15 protein-coding genes and 1 pseudogene are annotated in these 17,954 nt (G+C 70.1%); 7 read left to right on the forward strand and 9 right to left on the reverse strand.

What is annotated here, in order from left to right:
- Positions 1–96 precede the first annotated feature (96 nt).
- Positions 97–2,127: pseudogene (locus tag AC3IF3_RS07820) on the forward strand (TonB-dependent receptor).
- A gap of 156 nt (positions 2,128–2,283) precedes the next feature.
- Here the strand turns inward: AC3IF3_RS07820 and polA are convergent.
- The 5 genes from polA to AC3IF3_RS07845 all read right to left on the reverse strand — a co-directional run bounded on the left by polA (position 2,284) and on the right by AC3IF3_RS07845 (position 8,971).
- Entirely contained in the window at positions 2,284–5,418 is a 3,135-nt protein-coding gene (gene polA / locus AC3IF3_RS07825; protein WP_489228120.1) for a DNA polymerase I, read from the reverse strand.
- A 22-nt stretch (positions 5,419–5,440) separates the two neighbouring features.
- Entirely contained in the window at positions 5,441–5,800 is a 360-nt protein-coding gene (locus tag AC3IF3_RS07830) for a HepT-like ribonuclease domain-containing protein (RefSeq protein ID WP_243973395.1), read from the reverse strand.
- Complete coding sequence (locus tag AC3IF3_RS07835; protein WP_243973394.1) at positions 5,781–6,077, reverse strand: nucleotidyltransferase family protein; 297 nt, start codon at positions 6,075–6,077, stop codon at positions 5,781–5,783. The genes AC3IF3_RS07830 and AC3IF3_RS07835 overlap by 20 nt, the downstream gene beginning before the upstream one ends.
- Before the next feature lie 63 nt (positions 6,078–6,140).
- The gene (locus AC3IF3_RS07840) at positions 6,141–7,670 is read right to left on the reverse strand and encodes a UdgX family uracil-DNA binding protein (protein ID WP_489228122.1); all 1,530 of its coding nucleotides are present in this window, start codon (positions 7,668–7,670) and stop codon (positions 6,141–6,143) included.
- A gap of 89 nt (positions 7,671–7,759) precedes the next feature.
- On the reverse strand, positions 7,760–8,971 hold the full coding sequence (locus AC3IF3_RS07845; RefSeq protein ID WP_243973392.1) for a putative DNA modification/repair radical SAM protein: 1,212 nt from the start codon (positions 8,969–8,971) through the stop codon (positions 7,760–7,762).
- Between the two features lie 186 nt (positions 8,972–9,157).
- On the opposite strand from AC3IF3_RS07845, the gene AC3IF3_RS07850 reads away from it, so the two are divergent.
- On the forward strand, positions 9,158–9,451 hold the full coding sequence (locus AC3IF3_RS07850) for a BrnT family toxin (RefSeq protein ID WP_489231262.1): 294 nt from the start codon (positions 9,158–9,160) through the stop codon (positions 9,449–9,451).
- Entirely contained in the window at positions 9,426–9,818 is a 393-nt protein-coding gene (locus AC3IF3_RS07855) for a BrnA antitoxin family protein (protein WP_489228123.1), read from the forward strand. Before AC3IF3_RS07850 ends, AC3IF3_RS07855 begins: the two co-directional genes overlap by 26 nt.
- Positions 9,819–9,875: 57 nt before the next feature.
- Here the strand turns inward: AC3IF3_RS07855 and AC3IF3_RS07860 are convergent, their stop codons facing one another.
- Positions 9,876–10,403, reverse strand: coding sequence for a regulatory protein RecX (locus tag AC3IF3_RS07860; RefSeq protein ID WP_489228125.1), 528 nt, complete (start codon positions 10,401–10,403; stop codon positions 9,876–9,878).
- Between the two features lie 224 nt (positions 10,404–10,627).
- Between AC3IF3_RS07860 and AC3IF3_RS07865 the strand changes: the two genes are divergently transcribed.
- From AC3IF3_RS07865 to grpE, 3 genes are all read left to right on the forward strand, one after another.
- Entirely contained in the window at positions 10,628–12,049 is a 1,422-nt protein-coding gene (locus AC3IF3_RS07865; protein WP_489215029.1) for a TAXI family TRAP transporter solute-binding subunit, read from the forward strand.
- 87 nt (positions 12,050–12,136) lie between these two features.
- On the forward strand, positions 12,137–14,929 hold the full coding sequence (locus AC3IF3_RS07870) for a [protein-PII] uridylyltransferase (RefSeq protein WP_489220294.1): 2,793 nt from the start codon (positions 12,137–12,139) through the stop codon (positions 14,927–14,929).
- 88 nt (positions 14,930–15,017) lie between these two features.
- Complete coding sequence (gene grpE / locus AC3IF3_RS07875) at positions 15,018–15,641, forward strand: nucleotide exchange factor GrpE (protein ID WP_243973384.1); 624 nt, start codon at positions 15,018–15,020, stop codon at positions 15,639–15,641.
- 18 nt (positions 15,642–15,659) lie between these two features.
- Here the strand turns inward: grpE and AC3IF3_RS07880 are convergent, their stop codons facing one another.
- The 3 genes from AC3IF3_RS07880 to AC3IF3_RS07890 all read right to left on the reverse strand — a co-directional run bounded on the left by AC3IF3_RS07880 (position 15,660) and on the right by AC3IF3_RS07890 (position 16,949).
- Entirely contained in the window at positions 15,660–16,049 is a 390-nt protein-coding gene (locus AC3IF3_RS07880) for a phospholipase A2 family protein (protein WP_489215031.1), read from the reverse strand.
- A gap of 442 nt (positions 16,050–16,491) precedes the next feature.
- Positions 16,492–16,626: a hypothetical protein gene (locus AC3IF3_RS07885; protein WP_279598654.1), complete on the reverse strand. Its 135-nt coding sequence runs from the start codon at positions 16,624–16,626 to the stop codon at positions 16,492–16,494.
- Positions 16,623–16,949, reverse strand: coding sequence for a hypothetical protein (locus tag AC3IF3_RS07890; RefSeq protein WP_243973382.1), 327 nt, complete (start codon positions 16,947–16,949; stop codon positions 16,623–16,625). The genes AC3IF3_RS07885 and AC3IF3_RS07890 overlap by 4 nt, the downstream gene beginning before the upstream one ends.
- 151 nt (positions 16,950–17,100) lie before the next feature.
- Between AC3IF3_RS07890 and AC3IF3_RS07895 the strand changes: the two genes are divergently transcribed.
- Positions 17,101–17,946: a DUF6502 family protein gene (locus AC3IF3_RS07895; RefSeq protein ID WP_243973381.1), complete on the forward strand. Its 846-nt coding sequence runs from the start codon at positions 17,101–17,103 to the stop codon at positions 17,944–17,946.
- Positions 17,947–17,954 lie beyond the last annotated feature (8 nt).

Here is a 17,954-nt window from a genome sequence, read left to right on the forward strand (position 1 = left end):
CTGTCGGGCGTCAGCCTCGCTGTCCTAGCGTCAGCGGCTGTAGCTCAAGACCGATCCATTCCCAGTGCCGCAACCACCGAAACGACGCTGGAGGAGATCTCGGTCACCGCGGAGACCGCGGCAGCGGCGTCACCGCAGGCCGGTCCATCTGCCAGCGCAGGCTACGTCGGGGGGACGACCGGCATCGGCGGGATCAGCACGCCCGTGACCGCCGCCAGTTCCGGCGTCATCACGGGTGCGCAGCTCAACAGCCGCCCCGTGACCCGCCCCGGTGAGGTGCTGGAGGCGGTGCCGGGCCTGATCGTCACCCAGCACTCCGGTGAGGGCAAAGCCAACCAGTTCTTCCTGCGCGGCTTCAACCTCGACCACGGCACCGATATCGCCCTGTTCCTAGACGGCATGCCGCTCAACATGCGCACCCATGCCCACGGCCAGGGCTACGCCGACATCAACTTCCTGATCCCCGAACTCGTCGGCGCCGTGGAGTTCCACAAGGGGCCATACTTCGTGCGCGACGGCGACTTCGCCTCCGCGGGCTCGGTCCGGATCGACTACCTCGATACGACCGCCAAGAACGTCGCGCTGACCTCGATCGGCAGCTTCGGCTACAAGCGCGCCCTGTCGATCACCACCGTGCCGCTGGCCGAGGGCAACCTGCTCCTGGCTGGCGAGGCGCAGGTCTACGATGGGCCGTGGGTCGTCCCGGACGCGCTGCGCAAGATCAACGGGGTCGCCCGCTACAGCCAGGGCACGCCGCTCGACGGCTTCTCGGTCACCAGCATGGCCTATGCGGCCCGCTGGACCGCGACCAACCAGATCCCCGAGCGCGCGGTCACCGAGGGGCTGATCGGCCGCTACGGCACGATCAACCCTACGGACGGCGGCGATACCTCGCGCGTCTCGCTCTCGGGCAAGTTCAGCGCGACGGACGACACCGGCGTGACGCGGGCCTCGGCCTACGTGATCCGCTCACAACTCAACCTGTTCAACGACTTCACCTATTTCCTGAACGACCCGGTCAACGGCGACCAGTTCCACTAGCTCGACCAGCGCATCATCGGCGGCGGCGAGGCGCTGCACATCTTCCAGGGCGATCTGTTCGGGCTGCCGATGGAGAACGAGATCGGCGTGCAGACGCGGACCGACAGCATCCGGGTCGGCCTATTCAACACCACGAACCGGCAATACCGCTCCGGCGTGCTCGACGACCGCGTGCTGGAGACGAGCGGCGCCTTCTACTTCGACAACCGGGTGCGCTGGACCGACTGGTTGCGCACCAGAGTCGGCTTCCGCGCCGATGGCTACTACGCGAGCGTCGTCTCGGACACGCCGGCCAATTCCGGTCGAGCGCGCGACGGTATCGTCAACCCGAAGCTCGGCCTGACCCTCGGACCATGGTTCGACACCGAGCTCTACGTGAATTACGGCGGCGGCTTCCACTCGAACGACGTGCGCGGCGTGACCGCCACGGTCGACCCGACGAGTTCGCTGTTCAACACCACCCGCTCGCCGTTCGTGGTGCCCTCGACCGGCTACGAGATCGGCCTGCGCAACCGCTCGATCGCCGGGCTGGAGACGAGCCTCGCGCTGTTCCGGCTCGATTTCGCCTCGGAGAACCTGTTCCAGGGCGATACCGGCACGACGGAGCCAAGCCGCCCAACCCGGCGCTTCGGCGTGGAATGGACGAACCGCTACGCGGTGACGCCCTGGCTGCAACTGGAGGGCGACCTGACGATCACCAACGCCCGCTTTTCCGACTACGATCCGGCCGGTAACCGGGTGCCGGAGGCGCCCACCACGATCGCGTCGGCAGGCCTCACCTTCGGCGAACCGCTCGGCTGGTTCGGCTCGCTGCGGTTCCGGTATTTCGGACCGCGGCCGCTGATCGAGGACAACTCCATCCGCTCGCGGCCGACCGCGCTGTTCAACGGCCGGGTCGGCTACAACTTCGAGAATGGCATCAGCGTCTCGCTGGACGTGCTGAACCTGACGAACAGCAAGTCTGACCAGATCACCTACGCCTACGTCTCGCGCCTGCCGGGCGAGCCCACGGAGGGGCTGATCGACCGCGTCTTCCACCCGGTGGAGCCCACCGCCGTGCGCCTGACAATCGCGGGTCGGTTCTGATCTCACCCGCCTGCATCCGGACATTCGGAATGCCGCCTTTGGGTCGGGAGCGGGCGCAGCAATGACGTCCGCTCCTTTGCGTTGCCGCCCGAAAGCGGACCGGCGGAAATCCCCCTTCTCGGACATCGCTAAGGCCAAGCTGGTTACATTCCAACTCTAGTGCGCCTCCTGCCAGTTCCCCGCCGCCTTGGCCTCCACCACCAGCGGCACCCGGAGCGTCAGGGCCGGGGCCGGCGCCTCCTCCATCACGCTGGCGATGATCGGGATCGCCCGGTCGACCTCGTCCTCCGCGGTCTCGAAGACCAGCTCGTCGTGGACCTGCAGCAGCATCCGCACGTCGAGTTTGGCCGCCGCCAGCGCCGCCTCCATCCGGGTCATCGCCCGGCGGATGATGTCGGCGGCCGAGCCCTGGATCGGCGCGTTGATCGCCTGCCGCTCGACGCTGGCGCGCTCGGACGGGTTGTTGGAGCGGATCTGCGGATAGTGGCAGACCCGGCCGAACAGGGTCGAGACGTAGCCCTTGTCCCGGCAGATCTTTTTGGTTGTGTCGATGTAGTCGCGGATGCCCGGGAACTGCTCGAAATACTGCTTGATGAACGCCGACGCCTCCTCCCGGCCGATGCCGAGCCGGTCGGCGAGGCCGAAGGCCGAGATGCCGTAGATGATGCCGAAATTGATCGTCTTGGCCCGCCGCCGCAGGTCGGGGGTCATGTCCTTCAGCGACACGCCGAACATTGCGCTGGCTGTCGCCGCGTGGATGTCGATCCCGTCCGCGAACGCTTTGCGCAGCTCCGGGATGTCGGCCATGTGGGCGAGCAACCGCAATTCGATCTGCGAGTAATCCGCCGAGATCAGCCGGTTGCCGGGGGCCGCCACGAAGGCCCGGCGGATGCGCCGGCCCTCCTCGGTGCGGATCGGGATGTTCTGGAGGTTCGGCTCGGACGAGGACAGCCGCCCCGTCGTGGTCGCCGCCAGGGAGAACGAGGTGTGGACCCGGGCGGTCTCGCGGTCGGCGTGGGTCTGAAGCGAATCCGTGTAGGTGGATTTCAGCTTCGCGAGCTGGCGCCACTCCAGGATCTTTTTGGGGAGTTCGTGCCCGGCCTGGGCCAGTTCTTCCAGCAGGGTCGCGGGCGTCGCCCATTGCCCGGAGGGCGTCTTCTTGGCCCCCGGCAGGCCCATTTTTCCGAAAAGAATATCGCCGATCTGCTTCGGCGAGCCGACGGAGAACTTTTCGCCGGCATCGTCCTGGATCTCCTCCTCCAGGCGCACGAGGATCTGCGAGAAGTCGCCCGAGAGCCGGCTCAGCATCTCCCGGTCGACCCGGATGCCGCGCTGCTCCATCCGGGCGATCACCGGCAGCAGCGGCCGCTCCAGGGTCTCGTAGACGGCGACCCGGCGCTCGGCGACGAGGCGCGGCTTCATCATCCGCCACAGGCGCAGCGTCACGTCCGCATCCTCGGCCGCGTAGGCGGTGGCCCTGTCGATGGCGACCCGGTCGAAACTCACCTTGTTGCGGCCCGTACCGGCCACGTCGGAGAAGGTGATCGGCTGGTGGCCGAGATGGCGGCGGGCGAGCTCGTCCATGCCGTGGCCGCCCTTGCCGGCGTCGAGCACGTAGGAGATCAGCATCGTGTCGTCGAACGGCACGATCTCGATGCCGTAGCGGGCGAGCACGACCCAATCGTATTTCAGGTTCTGGCCGACCTTCAGGACGCCCGGATCCTCCAGGAGCGGCTTCAGCCGGGCGATCGCCGCCTTCAGCGGGATCTGCCCGGGCACCGGCTCGGCCACGTCGGAGGAGGTCGCGCCCTCGCCGAACAGGTCGGTGGCATCGGCCTGGATCTTGGCGGCCTGGACGTGCGCCAGCGGGATGTAGCAGGCGCGGCCGGTGGCGGTGGCCAGCGAGACGCCGACGAGCCCGGCCTTGTGGGCGTCGAGGGCGTCGGTCTCGGTGTCGACCGCAATCACCCCGGCCTCCTGGGCCTCGGCAATCCAGGCGTCGAGCTGCTCCAGGCTGGCGACGGTCTCGTAGGCGGCGGTGTCGAACGGCGCCACCGCCTCCGCGGCCCGGGCCGCGACCACGTTGCCGGGGGTCGCCTCGACCGGGGCCCGGGGCTTGGCCGGGGCGTCGGGCAGGTCGAGATCGGCGAACGGGTCGACCTCGCCACCCTCCGGCGGGGCGGCGCCCGGCGGGCGCTCGGCCCCGGCCGCCGCGGTCTCGGGATCGGGCGGCACGGGATCACCGAAGAACGGCACCGCGTCGCCGTTGGCGGGGGGGCGGGCGCCGGGCAGGAGCCGCGGATCGGGCTTCACCGCCTCGGGGTCGACATGCAGCATCTGGGCGATGCGGCGGGTGAGCGTATTGAACTCCATCGCCTTCAGGAAGCCGACGAGTTTTTGCGGGTCCGGCTCGGGCACGCCGAGGTCGTCCAGATCGACCGGGACCGGCACGTCCTCTATCAGCGCCACCAGCCTGCGCGAGAGCCGCGCCTGATCGATGCTGGCGAGCAGGGTCTCCCGGCGCTTGGGCTGCTTGATCTCGCCCGCCCGTTCCAGCAGCGCCTCCAGGCTGCCGAATTCCTTGATCAGCGCCGCCGCGGTCTTCAGGCCGATGCCGGGGACGCCCGGGACGTTGTCGGAGGTGTCGCCAATCAGCGCCAGGGCGTCGCCGATCTGGTTCGGCTGCAGGCCCTCCCACTTGGCGATGATCGCCTCGACGTCGAGGTTGCGCTCCGGCCGGTAGCCGGGCTTGCCCTTGGCGCCGGATTCGAAATCGTAGAACCGCACCTGCGGCCCGACGAGCTGCATCAGGTCCTTGTCGGAGGAGACGATGATGACGCCCGCGCCCCGCGCCTCCGCCTGCCGCGTATAGGTGGCGATGAGATCGTCCGCCTCGTAGCGCTCCAGTTCCACCGCGTGCAGGCCGAAGGCGCGCACCGCGTCGCGCATCAGCGGCATCTGGCGCTTCAGGTCGTCGGGGGCGTCGGGGCGGTGGCCCTTGTAGTCGGGAAACATCTCCTTGCGGAACGAGCCCTCGGACTTGTCGAAGACGATGCCGAGATGGGTCGGCATCGTGCCGGCCGCGCCCTCCTGGAGGAACTGCGCGATCTTGGTGCAGAACAGCCGCACGGCCCCGGTGGGCAGCCCGTCCGAGGGACGGGAATTGTACTTCTGATCCTGGTTGATCGACTGGAAATAGGCCCGGAAGATGAACGACGAGCCGTCGACCAGGATCACCTGATCGCCCGGGCCGACCTTCTTGGGATTGGCGGAGGCGGTCTCGACGGTCATGGGCGCAGGCGTCTCGGGGCGATCAGGGCTCGGGCACGCGGTCGAGTTCGGCACGGCAGGCCGCGACGAGGTCGGCCAAGCGCTCGTGAACGGTCCGCCAGACGTTGTCCAGCATCACCCCGTGATAGCCGTGACGATACACGTTTCCCGCGGCAGCGATGTCGCGCCAGGGCACGTTCGGATGACGGCTGCGCATGTCGTCGGTGAGGCGTCGGCTGGCCTCCGAGATAATCTCCAGGCAGCGGACGACGGCATAGTTGGTGCGCAGATCCGCGACGAACGCCTCGTAGCTCATGCCGGCCACGAAGGTTTCCGCAGATTGAGCATTGGTGATGATGTCCTCGCAGGCGTCGAGCGCCCGCTCAGAAGGCTGGAACGGCATCGTGCTCAGCCCTCTTCCGGACGCTCGCCTTAAGGCTCTGGCGATCCGCCACGTCGACAGGGATCGGGAACAGGTCGCCGATGAAGCGACACAGGCCGACATAGCTGAAGACGTCGCGCACATGCTCCGTGTCGATCTCGATCATCACGTCGAGGTCGCTGTCGGGCCCCGCCTCGCCGCGGGCGACGGAGCCGAACAGGGCTGCGTGCAGCACCCCACGGCGGCGCAGTTCGGCCTCGTTGGCGCGCAGGATGTCGAGGGCGGCGTGCTTGTCCATCGTCGCGATACCGGAGGGGATTCGGCACCGCCCAGCATAGCACAACCGCGCGACCCTAGCGGGTCAAGCCGCGAGTTCGCGCCCGATCTCCGCCACCCGCCGCAGGTCGTCCACGAAGGCCGCGTAGGCCTCCTCTTTTGCCTCGTCGGGCAGACGCAGCAGGTAGGACGGGTGGACCGTGATGAAACCCTGGACGCGGTCCTCGAACCGGTCGAACCGGAACGGGCCCCGCGCCCGGGTGATCGGGACCGCCTTGCCGGTCAGTGCCAGCACCGCTGTCGCGCCCAGCGCCACCACGAGCTTCGGGGCCACGAAGTCGAGCTCCCGATCGAGCCACCAGCGATAGTGGCTGACCTCGCCGGCCGTCGGCTTCTGGTGGATGCGGCGCTTGCCGCGTTCCTCGAACTTGAAGTGCTTGACGGCATTCGTGAGATAGCTCGCTCCGCGGTCGATCCCGGCCTCCGCCATGGCCCGGGAGAGCAACTGCCCCGCCGGCCCGACGAAGGGGCGGCCCTGCCGGTCCTCCTGGTCGCCCGGTTGCTCGCCCACGAAGGCGACGGTGGCCCCGACAGGCCCCTCGCCGAGCACCGCCTGCGTAGCGCCCGGCACCAGCGGCTCGGTGCGCTTGATGATCGCGTTCAGCGCCTCGAGGGTTTTGGGGTCCTGATCGGCCATGGCGGCGACGGCGCGGGCGGGTTCGCGGCGTGTGGGCAAGGTCGGCTCCCTCTCGATCATCGCGTCGGTGCGCCCCGCCGCCGCCCTGACCAGGGCGGGGATCGCGGCGGTCTCGGGCATGTTGTGCCAATACTTCTTGGGCATCTCGGCCCGCATCGCCTTCAGGTTGGTGCGAGCCGGGTTGAACGTGCTCTCGTAATAGGTCTGCCACCCGGCCTCGAAGCCGTCGCCCTCGGGGCGCGACGCCCGGTCCCCGGGCGGCCCGTAGGTCAGGGTCTCGGTATCCCAGTGGGCCGACCCCTCCGGCGTCAGGATCGACCAGCGCATGCCGCGGAACCGCGCGACGAAGAACGGCGCCGCCGCCTCCAGGATGTGATGGTCGGGCTCGAACCACGCCACGAAATGCTCGCCACCGGCATCCTCGGCGCGGCGGAAGCGCAGGAAGGCGTGCATCTTGTGCAGGTCGCGCCCGATCGCCTTGGCCATCCGGTGCAGGCGGTGAACCAGGGGATCGCTGCCGACCTCCATCAGGTGCCGCTCGCCGTGGCAGACCCGCCAGATCAGGGCGTAGAGCAGCCCGTAGCGCTCCGGGTCGCGGTGGGGGATCACCTGCGGGATCAGGGCGGCGACGGGTTTGGGCAGGGCGAGCGGCGCGGCGGGGGCCTGGGCGGTCTCGGTGCCGAACAGGCCGGGGGAATCCGTCACCGCCCACGCCACGGCCTCGGGGGGGACGCCCTGCGCGATGAGCCTGCGCGCGGCGTCGCGGAAGCCGGTGAGATCGGCGCCCGGATGGAGCAGGACGCTCTGCGGCCGACGCGCATCCCCTCCCCCCTCCGCGGGGGAGGGTGGCCCCCGGAGGGGGTCGGGAGAGGGGAGCGCCGCTTCCTGAAGAGTCGCGACGACCGCGCCAACCTGCATCGTCGCGCTGCCCCTCTCCCGACCCGGCCTGACGGCCGGCTCACCCTCCCCCGCAGAGGGGGGAGGGAAAGGCGCGGTTCCGGCTTTCATCAGAACAAGCTCAGCTGCGTCGCCGGCTCGACCAGCCGGGCGCGCAGGTCGAGCCGGTCGGTCAGCCCGACCGGGCGGTGGTCGGCGGCGACGAGGAACGGCCGCGCCCGCTTCAGCCCCGAGGTCAGCCGGGCGACGTCGTCGAGGCGCAGGGTCGCGTGGCGGCGCGCCGTGATGATCTTGTCCACCGCCCGGGCGCCGAGGCCCGGCACGCGCAGCAGCCATTCCCGGTCGGCCTTGTTCACGTCGACGGGGAATTTCTCGCGGTGTTTCAGCGCCCAGGCGAGCTTGGGGTCGATGTCGAGGGCGAGCATGCCGCCCTCCGAGGCGTCGGCGACCTCGTCGGGGGTGAATTGGTAGTACCGGAGCAGCCAATCGGCCTGGTACAACCGGTGCTCGCGCTGGAGCGGCGGCGGCTTCGGCGGCAGGATCGCTGATCCGTCCGGGATCGGGCTGAAGGCCGAGTAATAGACCCGCTTCAGCCCGACGCTGCCGTAGAGATGCGCGCTCTTGCGGATCAGCGCCTCATCGGTGGTGGCATCGGCTCCGACGATCACCTGGGTCGAATGCCCGGCCGGGGAAAAGCGCCGCTTCTCGGCCTTGGCCTCAACGATGCGTTCACCGATCTGCGCCATGGCGTTCTGGATCGCGGCCCCGTCCTTTTCGGGGGCGAGCCGTTCCAAGCTGGCCTCGGTGGGCAATTCCACGTTGATCGAGAGCCGGTCAGCGTAGAGGCCGGCCTCTTCGATCAGCCAGGGGCTCGCCTCAGGGATCGACTTGAGGTGAATGTAGCCGGCAAAGCCATGATCGCGCCGGAGGGACTTCGCCACCCGGGTCAGCAGCTCCATGGTGTGGTCGGGCGACTTGATGATGCCCGACGACAGGAACAGGCCCTCGATGTAGTTGCGCCGGTAGAAGTTCAGGGTGAGGTTGACGACCTCCTCGACGGTGAACTTGGCCCGCCGGACGTTCGAGGACCGCCGGTTGATGCAATAGGCGCAGTCGAACAGGCACCAGTTGGTCAGCAGGATCTTGAGCAGGGAGACGCATCGCCCGTCCGGCGTGTAGGCGTGGCAGATCCCGGCCCCGGTGGTGGAGCCCAAACCGTCCTTGCCGGCCGCGCGCTTCGGCGCCGCCGAGGACGCGCAGGAGGCGTCGTATTTCGCGGCATCGGCCAGGATGCGCAGCTTCTTGGCGAGGGTTTCGTCCATCGAACAGACAATGAACGACGAGCCCGAAGGTGCAAGGCCAGCCGGCCTTTCGCCCCGGGCCGCGATGCCGCACCCCGGCGAGGATCGAGCGGGATCTCGCCGGCGGCCGCGCTCGCCCTGAACGAACCGAACGCGTCCGTCTGCGCGTTCAAAGGCCTTGCCTCGCAGAATAAACGCCCCTACGATATTTCGACGCCGACGACGTGGGACGAGCCGAAGCGTCTGGCGAACCTCGCCAAGCACGGCTTGGACTTCGCCGACTTCGACTCCTGTTTCGACGGCGAGACGGCGCTGATCCACCCGGCCCGCGCGAGCCGCACCGGCCGCGCACGCGACAGGCTGATCGGCGATTGGAATGGCGAGCGCGTCGTCGCCGTCATCGTCTCACCCCTCGGCACGGAAGTGCTGTCTCTCGTCAGCCTCCGCATCGCCGACCCTGACGAAAGGGAAGCCTATGCCCGATACCGCACCGAAGCCTGAGCAGCCCGGTCCGGGTTACTCGCAGGAGGACTGGGACGAGATCTCCGATAACCCGAAGCTGACGGAAGCGGATCTGGCCGCGCTACGCCCCGCCCGGGAAGTGCCGGAGGTGTTCAAGCTGCTGCTGAAGCGCGGACGCGGGCGTCCGAAGCGGGCCGATGCCAAGGTCAACTTCACGATGCGGATCGACCCGGCGCTTCTGGACGCCTATCGGGCGACCGGCGACGGCTGGCAGGTACGCATGCACGAGATCCTGGCCAGCGGGCTCGAGCCATCCGCGGCGCGGAGGGGCGCCGAGACCGCGGACGTGGCGGCGCGGCGCGGCATCGGCCGGCGCGCGCCGAAGGGATCCAAGGCCCACGCCTGAGGCATTCCTGGCTGCGACGGCCACGATCCGATCGGCGCGCCGTCCCAGGCGCGCCAATCACAACGGCGGATCCCCGTCCCCGTCGACCACCCGGCGGGCGAGGTCGTAGGAAAAACCGGCCCGGGCCAGGGCGGCGAGGTCCCGGTCGCGGTGGGCGGCGCGCTGGTCCGGGCGGCGATGCGGACCGAGGCGCCGGCGCTTGGCGTAGGCCTGCGCGGCCTGAACGTCGATCGCCTCCGCCGCCCCGTCGGGCATGGCGTCGCGCTCCGCCCGCATGGCGGCCTCGACCACCTCCCGCGGAACCCCCTTGGCGGCGAGCTTGGCCGAGACGCCCCGGCTCGACGTGCCGCGGCGGCGCAGCGTCGCCAGGCGGGTGTCGGCGAAGCGCGCATCGTCCACGAGGCCGGCTGAGACCGCCCGGGCCACGGTCGCCGTGACGAGGTCCGCGAAGCCCTCCGGATCCTCGCCCCGGGCCCGGGCCCGCTTCTGGACCCGCCGCGCCAGGGTCCGGCGCAGCATCTCGGTCGAGGCGCTGTAGCGCTCCAAATAGTGGAGCGCCGCGCGTTCGAGCCAGGCCGCGCTCACCGGGCCGGGCGGCCTGATCTCCCGGTCGCGGCGTTCTGGCGCGGATTCTGCAACGAATGGGGGTTTCACCGGTTCTTCACGATCTCGACAGGTTTCCGTTCCATGCAATGGGTATGGAACGCGCGCAACGCGACAGGCTCGGCCATGGCCCGGACCCCCGTTCTCCGCCCGACCGCAGCCGTGGCCCCTGGCGGAGACGCCTCCGCGCCGCGGCGACAGCCCTGATGCGGCGCGAGTGGCTCCTGGTCCTCGTGGCCCTGGGCCTGGCGGCGGTCGCGGCCGCGATCGTCTACCTGTCGCGTCCCAATACCCTCACGGTCGCGGTCGGTCCCCAGGACGGCCCCGAGGCCGCGCTGATCGAGGCCTACGCCCAGGCCCTCGATCGGGCGCGCGAGGATGTACGCCTCAAGGTGGTGCGCTACGACGACGTCCGCGACAGCGCCATGGCCCTCCAGCGGAACCGCGCCGACCTCGCGGTGGTCCGTCCCGACGTGTTCCTCCCCGAGAACGGCCTGACGCTGGCGATCCTGCACGACGAGGCCCTGGTCATCGTGGGTCCGGAGGCGGCCGGGATCGACGACGTGCCCGATCTGGCGCGCAAGCGACTCGGCATCGTCGTGCGGCACAGCGCCGATCTGCCCTTCCTGACGAACCTGCTCTCGTTCTACGACCTCGCGCCGGACAATCGGGGCGAGGCGGCCCCCGAGAACGGCCCCGGCGCCGAGGAGGCGGAGGCCGGCCACGTCGTCGTGGTGCCCCTGAAGGTCGGGGAAGTCACGGCCGCCCTCACCGACAAGCGCGTCGACGCGGTCGCGGTGATCGCGAGTCCCGCCTCGAAGACCGCGGCCGCGGTGGTGCGCGCCGTGGAACTCGGATCGCCGGAGCACAAGGTCGGCTTCGTCTCGATCCCCGACGGCGACGCGATCCTGCAGCGCTTCCCGGAGCTGCAATCGGTGACCATCCCGGCCGGGACCTTCGGCGGCCGTCCGAAGCGCCCCGACGAGGAGGTCCGCACCGTCGGCGCCTCCTACCGCCTGATGGCGCGCGGCACGGTCAGCCGGGTCGCGGTCGCCTCGGCCACGCAGCACCTGTTCGAGTGGCGCTCGCGGCTCGCCGCGGCGGCCCCGGCAGCCAAGCTGATGAAGGCCCCGGACTTCGACACGACGGTGGCGGCGACCTCGGCGCGGCTGCCGAATCACCCGGGGGCGGTCGATTATTTCGAGCGCGAGCAGCAGACCTTCCTCGACCGGTACGAGGACTACATCTATTTGTTCGCGTTCTTCGGCGGCACCATCGGCTCCGGCTTCGCCTGGATCGGGCAGCGCCTCGCCCGCAAGCGCCGGGAGCGGGTCGACTACGTCCTCGACCGCCTGCTCGACATCCTGCGCGAGGTGCGCGCCTCGACGAACACCGCCGAACTCGACGCCATCGCGATCGAGACCGACGGCCTCGTGGCCGACGTGGTCTGCTACGCCCGGGAGCGCAGCATCGACGCCCGCACGGTGAGCGCGCTGATCCTGGCGGTGGACGGGGTGCACGCCGCCATCGCCGATGCGCGGCGGCAGGCCGGGCAGACCGAGCCGTCGGCGGCCACCCGCAATCGGACGGCGCGGCTCCTGGCCCTCGACCTGCCGGCGGCGGAGTAGTGACCGGCTTCGGCGCCCCGCGGCCTCGGAACGCCGCGGCTGTCGCCGCGTGGCTGGCGGCGTAGGGATATCATGCTAACGGGAGCCATGTTCGATCCCGCCGCAGCCCTTGAAACGGTCCTTGAAGGCCTCGACCGCGAAGCCCGTGAGCCCACCAAGCTCCGGGCCGCGCTCGTCCCGCATCTGCGCCGGGTGATCGAGGAGGGCCACCGCGCCGCCGAGGCCCAGCTCCTCGAGGATCGCAACGGCCTGCGCTGCGCCCAGGCGCTCTCGAATCTCACGGACGCCGTGGTCCGGGCCATCCACGACGCCGTGGTCTGGCGGCTCTACCCCAACGACAACCCCTCCACCGGCGAGCAGCTCGCCGTGGTCGCCACAGGCGGCTACGGGCGGGGCACGATGGCGCCGGGCTCGGACATCGATCTGCTGTTCCTGCTGCCCTACAAGCAGACCGCGTGGTCGGAGAGCGTCGTCGAGGCGATGCTCTATGTCCTCTGGGACCTGAAGCTGAAGGTCGGCCACGCCACCCGGTCCGTGGAGGAATGCCTGCGCGAGGCGCGGGCCGACATGACGATCCGCACCGCCCTCCTGGAGGCCCGGTTCCTGTTCGGAACCCGGATCCTGTACGAGGAGCTGGTCACGCGCTTCGACGCCGAGCTGGTGGTCGGCTCCGCGGCCGAGTTCGTGGACGCCAAGCTGCGCGAGCGCGACCTGCGCGTCTCGAAGGCCGGCTCGTCGCGCTACCTCGTGGAGCCCAACGTCAAGGACGGCAAGGGCGGCCTGCGCGATCTCAACACGCTGTTCTGGATCGCCAAGTACACCTACCGGGTGCGCGACCAGATCGAGCTGATCAGCGCCGGCCTGTTCACCCCCGAGGAATACGCGCTGTTCGAGCGCTGCGAGGAGTTCCTGTGGCGGGTGCGCTGCCACATGCATTTCGTGACCAAGCGGTCGGAGGAGCGGCTGTCCTTCGGCCTGCAGCCGCGGATCGCCGAGCGCTTCGGCTACGAGGCCCGCGGCGGCCTGTCGGGCGTCGAGCGGTTCATGAAGGCCTATTTCCGCTTCGCCAAGGATGTCGGCGACCTCACCGCCATCGTCTGCGCGGAGCTGGAGGCGCGCCACGCCAAGCGCACGCCGGTGCTCGACCGCTGGATCGGCCGGTTCCGCGACCGCTTCCGGGCCACCGCCATGGAGGCGGAGGATTTCTGGATCGACCACGGCCGGGTGAACCTGCGCGCGGAGGACGCCTTCGAGCGCGACCCGGTGAACCTGATCCGCCTGTTCTGGCTCGCCGACCGGCACAACCTCGCGATCCACCCGGACGCCAAGCGGCTGGCGAGCCGCTCCCTGCGCCTCGTCAACCCGACGCTGCGGGTCGACGTCGAGGCGAACCGCCTGTTCCTCGACATCCTCACTTCCCGGAACGCCCCGGAGGAGGCCCTGCGCGAGATGAACGAGGCCGGGGTGCTCGGCCGGTTCATCCCGGATTTCGGGCGCATCGTCGCGATGATGCAGTTCAACATGTACCACCACTTCACGGTGGACGAGCACCTGCTGCGCACGGTCGGCGTGCTCGCCGACATCGAATCGGGCCGCAGCCAGGAGACCTACCCGCTGGTCTCCCGCCTCGTGCACACGATCCACAACCGCACGGCGCTCTACGTGGCGATCCTGCTCCACGACATCGCCAAGGGCCGGCCGGAGGATCACTCGATCGCGGGCGCGGCCATCGCCGAGAAGCTCTGCCCGCGCTTCGGCCTGAACCAAGCCGAGACCGAGACCGTGCGCTGGCTGGTGGAACACCACCTGCTCATGTCGATGACCGCGCAGAGCCGCGACCTCTCGGACGCCAAGACGATCGAGCGCTTTGCCGCCCGGGTGCAGACCCTGGAGCGGCTGAAGCTCCTGACCATCCTGACGGTGGCCGACATCACGGCGGTCGGCCCCGGGGTCTGGACCGCCTGGAAGGGCACCCTGATCCGGACGCTCTACGACGAGACCGAGGTGTTCCTCTCCGGCGGCCATTCCGAGATCGCCCGGACCGACCGGGTCCGCCTCGTCCAGATGGGCCTGCGCGAGCAGCTGCCCGGCTGGACCTCGGAGGAGTTCGACGCCTACGCGGCCCGGCACGGGCAGGCCTACTGGCTCAAGGTCGACGGCACGCGCCAGTTCAAGAACGCGATGTTCCTGCGCGCGGCCCTCGCCGACGGCCGCACCAGCGCGACCGACGTGGCCCTCGACCCCGTGCGCGGCGTCACCGAGATCACGATCTACTCGCCGGACCATCCGCGCCTGCTCGCCATCATCACCGGCGCCTGCGCGGCGGCGGGCAGCAACATCGTCGACGCGCAGATCTTCACCTCCACGGACGGCTTCGCCCTCGACACGATCTTCATCTCGCGGGCCTTCGAGCGGGACGAGGACGAGCTGCGCCGGACCCGGCGCATCACGGCATCGATCGAGCGTGCCCTGAAGGGCGAGATCCGCATCGCCGACCTCGTGGCCGACAAGCACCCGCCGTCGAGCGCCCGCGCCAAGACCTTCCCGGTGCCGCCGGACGTCACCCTCGACAACGCCCTATCGAGCCGGGAAACCGTGGTGGAGGTCACGGGCCTCGACCGGCCGGGCCTGCTCTACGAGCTAACCACGGCGTTCGGCCGGCTGTCCCTGAACATCACCTCGGCGCATGTGGCGACCTTCGGCGAGCGGGCCGTGGACGTCTTCTACGTCACCGACCTCACGGGCACGCGGGTGACGCAGCCCGACCGGCAGGCCGCGATCCGCAGCGCCGTGATGGACGTGTTCGCGGGGGATGTCGCCGCCCTGAAGGCCGAGGGGCTCGAGGCCCTGGTCGCGGCGCCGCCGCCGCGGGAGGCATGAGCACCGGGTTGATTTCGCCGGCCCCTCGCCAGATATCAGCGCCGGTTCCGATTGCCCGAGCCGCCCTCCGCCGGACGACTGAAAGACGATGACGAGCAACGACATGCCCCAGGACGACCAGCGTCAGACCACGGTCGAAGCCGGTGCCGGCGCGGCCCAGGACAATGCGGCCGCGGGTTCGCGCGCCGAGGGTTCGGTCGATCCCGTCGCGGAGGCCTTGGCCCTGCTCACCGCCGAGCGGGACGAATTGAAGGACCGGATGCTGCGCACGCTCGCCGAGATGGAGAACCTGCGCCGCCGGACCGAGCGCGAGGTGGCCGATGCCCGCGCCTACGCGGTGACGAACTTCGCCCGGGATGTCCTCAACGTCGCCGACAACATCCGGCGCGCCCTCGACAGCGTCCCGGCGGACGCGAAGGCCGGGACCGACGGCGCCCTGAAGGGCCTGATCGACGGGATCGAGCTCACCGAGCGGGACCTCGGCAAGACCCTGGAGCGCCACGGGGTGAAGATCGTCGAGCCGCAGGGCCAGAAGTTCGACCCGAACCGCCACCAGGCCATGTTCGAGGTGCCGAACCCGGAGGTCCCGGCCGGCACCGTCGTGCAGGTGGTACAGTCCGGCTACGTCATCGGCGACCGCGTGCTCCGGCCGGCCCTGGTCGGCGTGGCCAAGGGCGGGCCCAAGGCGGCGAACCCGGCCGACGCCGCCTGATCGGCGCGCGGCGCGGCCCTACTGGCAGGGCAGCGCCGTCGCGAAGTCGGCGATGAACTGGGCCGTCTCGCGGGTCTGCGCCGGCGCCCGCCTGTCGCGGGCGACTGCGCCCGCCTCGGCCTCGAGACGGCGGTTGCAGGCGCAATGGGTCAGGGTTCCCGACAGGGGATCGGCCGAGCAGGCATCGTGGTGCGCGCAGGCCCGGTCGAGGGCGTCGATGGGCTTGTAGCCGGGACCGCGGTTACCCGGTCCGCAGAAGTTGCCGTAGATCAGGACCGCGCCCCGGCCGGAGGGCCCGGGCGGGATGATCTCCTGGGCCCGCGCCGTTGCGGCGCAGGCCACCAGTCCGAGGACGAGAAGCGCCGCTGCGGCGGCGTGCGGGCGGTGCGTGTGTCTGGGCGTGGTCACGGCCGATCCTGTCGGAGATGCCCCCGTCACCGCACGGTGACGCCCGCGCGGCATCCGGCATCGACGATCCCGAACCGGTCATGGCCAAGCGCGACCGGCTGACGACGGCCCGAAGCCGAACGCCGTGCATAGCGACTCAGACCGGCCGATCCGTCAAGATCCGCCGCGATCAATATTGATTAGAAACCAGAGTTCAGCCCCGCCCTGAGAAGGACGGACCGGGAATCCTGTTTGCCGGCATCATAATACGCCGGGGCACCGACGTTGTAGTGTGCCGTTCCGACGAAAGCTCGGCGACGATGGCGTTACAGGGCCTCGACCCGGGCCGACAGCTTATCGTTGCAGGCATACGCGATGCCGCCGCCCGCGGCGCAACCGGTCCGAGGGACGAGGAGCGCGGTTGAACGCCTGCCGTCTTGGGGGTCTCGTCCGCGGGGCGGGGTCAGAGGGCCAGGAGGAGAAGGCCGACGACGGTCACCGCGAGGATCAGGCAGAGCGCGAGGTCGAGCACCGGGGCGCCGCCGCAATCGGGAGCCGGCGCCGGATCGGCGCGGCCGGGCTCGGACAGGGCGATCACGACCGCACCTCCCCGGTCCCGGTGGCGTTCGCGGTCCTGACGGCTCTCAAGGCCCGAACCGGCGTGCCGGCACCCTGGGGTGCCGCCGCCCCGTCTGAGGGGATGACGGGAGCGGCGGCCTGCGACGCCCTCGGTTCGCCGGCGCGGTGGACCATATCCGCGACAGCGATGCCGAAGGCGGGCAGCGCGAGGGCGGCCAGGACGCAGAGGATGCGTCCGAGCCGCGGCATGGGATCACCCTGCCGGATCCGGCGGGCGGCGGCGGGCGGGATCGTGAGGGGCGGCAACGCTTGCGGGACGAGAAGGCGCGTCTCGACCGTCATGATCCAGGCTCCGCGGTTCGTGTGGGAAATTTGACCACGCATTTCGTTTACGTGTGCAAAAATCCCACGTCAATTCGGAAATCGTGTGTCCATGTGCGACCGCGCACGCTGTGGGATTGTCTCCCACGCCACATGCGATAACGATGCGGCCATGTCCGAGACTGCCGATACACCGCGAGACGGCGCGAGCCTGCACGCGCCGCTGGCGCGGCTCCTGCGCCCGCTGGTGCGCCTGTTGGTGGCCCGCGGGATCACCTTCCCGGCCCTCACAGACCTGCTGCGCGAGCTCTACGTGAACGTGGCCGAGTACGATTTCGCGCTGTCCGGCAAGGAGCAGACCGACAGCCGCGTCTCCCTGCTCACCGGCATCCACCGCAAGGAGGTCCGGCGCCTGCGCGGGGCCGGTGCGCCGGTGAGCGCGGTGCCCGCCGTGGTCTCGCGCACGAGCCGGATCATCGCCCGCTGGATCGCCGATCCGGCCTTCACCGATGCGCAGGGCCATCCCCTGCCGCTGCCGCGGACCGCCGAGGGCGACGCCGCCTCCTTCGAGAGCCTCGTCGCCGGCGTCACCCGCGACCTGCGGCCCCGGGCGGTCCTGGACGAGTGGCTCGACCGGGGCCTGGCCTTCACGGACGCGCAGGACCGGATCGTGCTGGCGGAGGCCGCCTACGTGCCCAAGGGTGACGGCGCCGAGGGGCCGCAGCTCTACTATTTCGGCCGCAACCTGCACGACCACATCGCGGCCGCCGTGGCCAACATCGTCGGCGACACGCCGCGGTTCCTGGAACGGGCCGTCCACTACGACGGGCTCTCGAAGGACCTCGCGGTGAAGCTCGAGGCGCGGGCGCGCGAGATCGCCATGGCGGCGCTGCAGCAGGCCAACCGCGAGGCGCACGCCGCCTGCCAGACCGATCCGGGCGGCGATCACCGCTGGAATTTCGGTCTCTACGTCTACGCGGAAGCCGCCCCGCCCGCGCGCCCCACGGACGAGCGCTGAGAGGCCGG

The sequence above is a fragment of the Methylobacterium sp. J-118 genome (genome assembly GCF_057836565.1).

Coding starts and splice junctions, on each gene's coding strand:
- polA (WP_489228120.1), bottom strand. CDS start 5,418: ATGACCGTCGAGACCGCCTCCGCCAATCCCAAGAAGGTCGGCCCGGGC.
- AC3IF3_RS07830 (WP_243973395.1), bottom strand. CDS start 5,800: ATGCCGTTCCAGCCTTCTGAGCGGGCGCTCGACGCCTGCGAGGACATC.
- AC3IF3_RS07835 (WP_243973394.1), bottom strand. CDS start 6,077: ATGGACAAGCACGCCGCCCTCGACATCCTGCGCGCCAACGAGGCCGAA.
- AC3IF3_RS07840 (WP_489228122.1), bottom strand. CDS start 7,670: ATGCAGGTTGGCGCGGTCGTCGCGACTCTTCAGGAAGCGGCGCTCCCC.
- AC3IF3_RS07845 (WP_243973392.1), bottom strand. CDS start 8,971: ATGGACGAAACCCTCGCCAAGAAGCTGCGCATCCTGGCCGATGCCGCG.
- AC3IF3_RS07855 (WP_489228123.1), top strand. CDS start 9,426: ATGCCCGATACCGCACCGAAGCCTGAGCAGCCCGGTCCGGGTTACTCG.
- AC3IF3_RS07865 (WP_489215029.1), top strand. CDS start 10,628: ATGCGGCGCGAGTGGCTCCTGGTCCTCGTGGCCCTGGGCCTGGCGGCG.
- AC3IF3_RS07870 (WP_489220294.1), top strand. CDS start 12,137: ATGTTCGATCCCGCCGCAGCCCTTGAAACGGTCCTTGAAGGCCTCGAC.
- grpE (WP_243973384.1), top strand. CDS start 15,018: ATGACGAGCAACGACATGCCCCAGGACGACCAGCGTCAGACCACGGTC.
- AC3IF3_RS07890 (WP_243973382.1), bottom strand. CDS start 16,949: ATGACGGTCGAGACGCGCCTTCTCGTCCCGCAAGCGTTGCCGCCCCTC.
- AC3IF3_RS07895 (WP_243973381.1), top strand. CDS start 17,101: ATGTCCGAGACTGCCGATACACCGCGAGACGGCGCGAGCCTGCACGCG.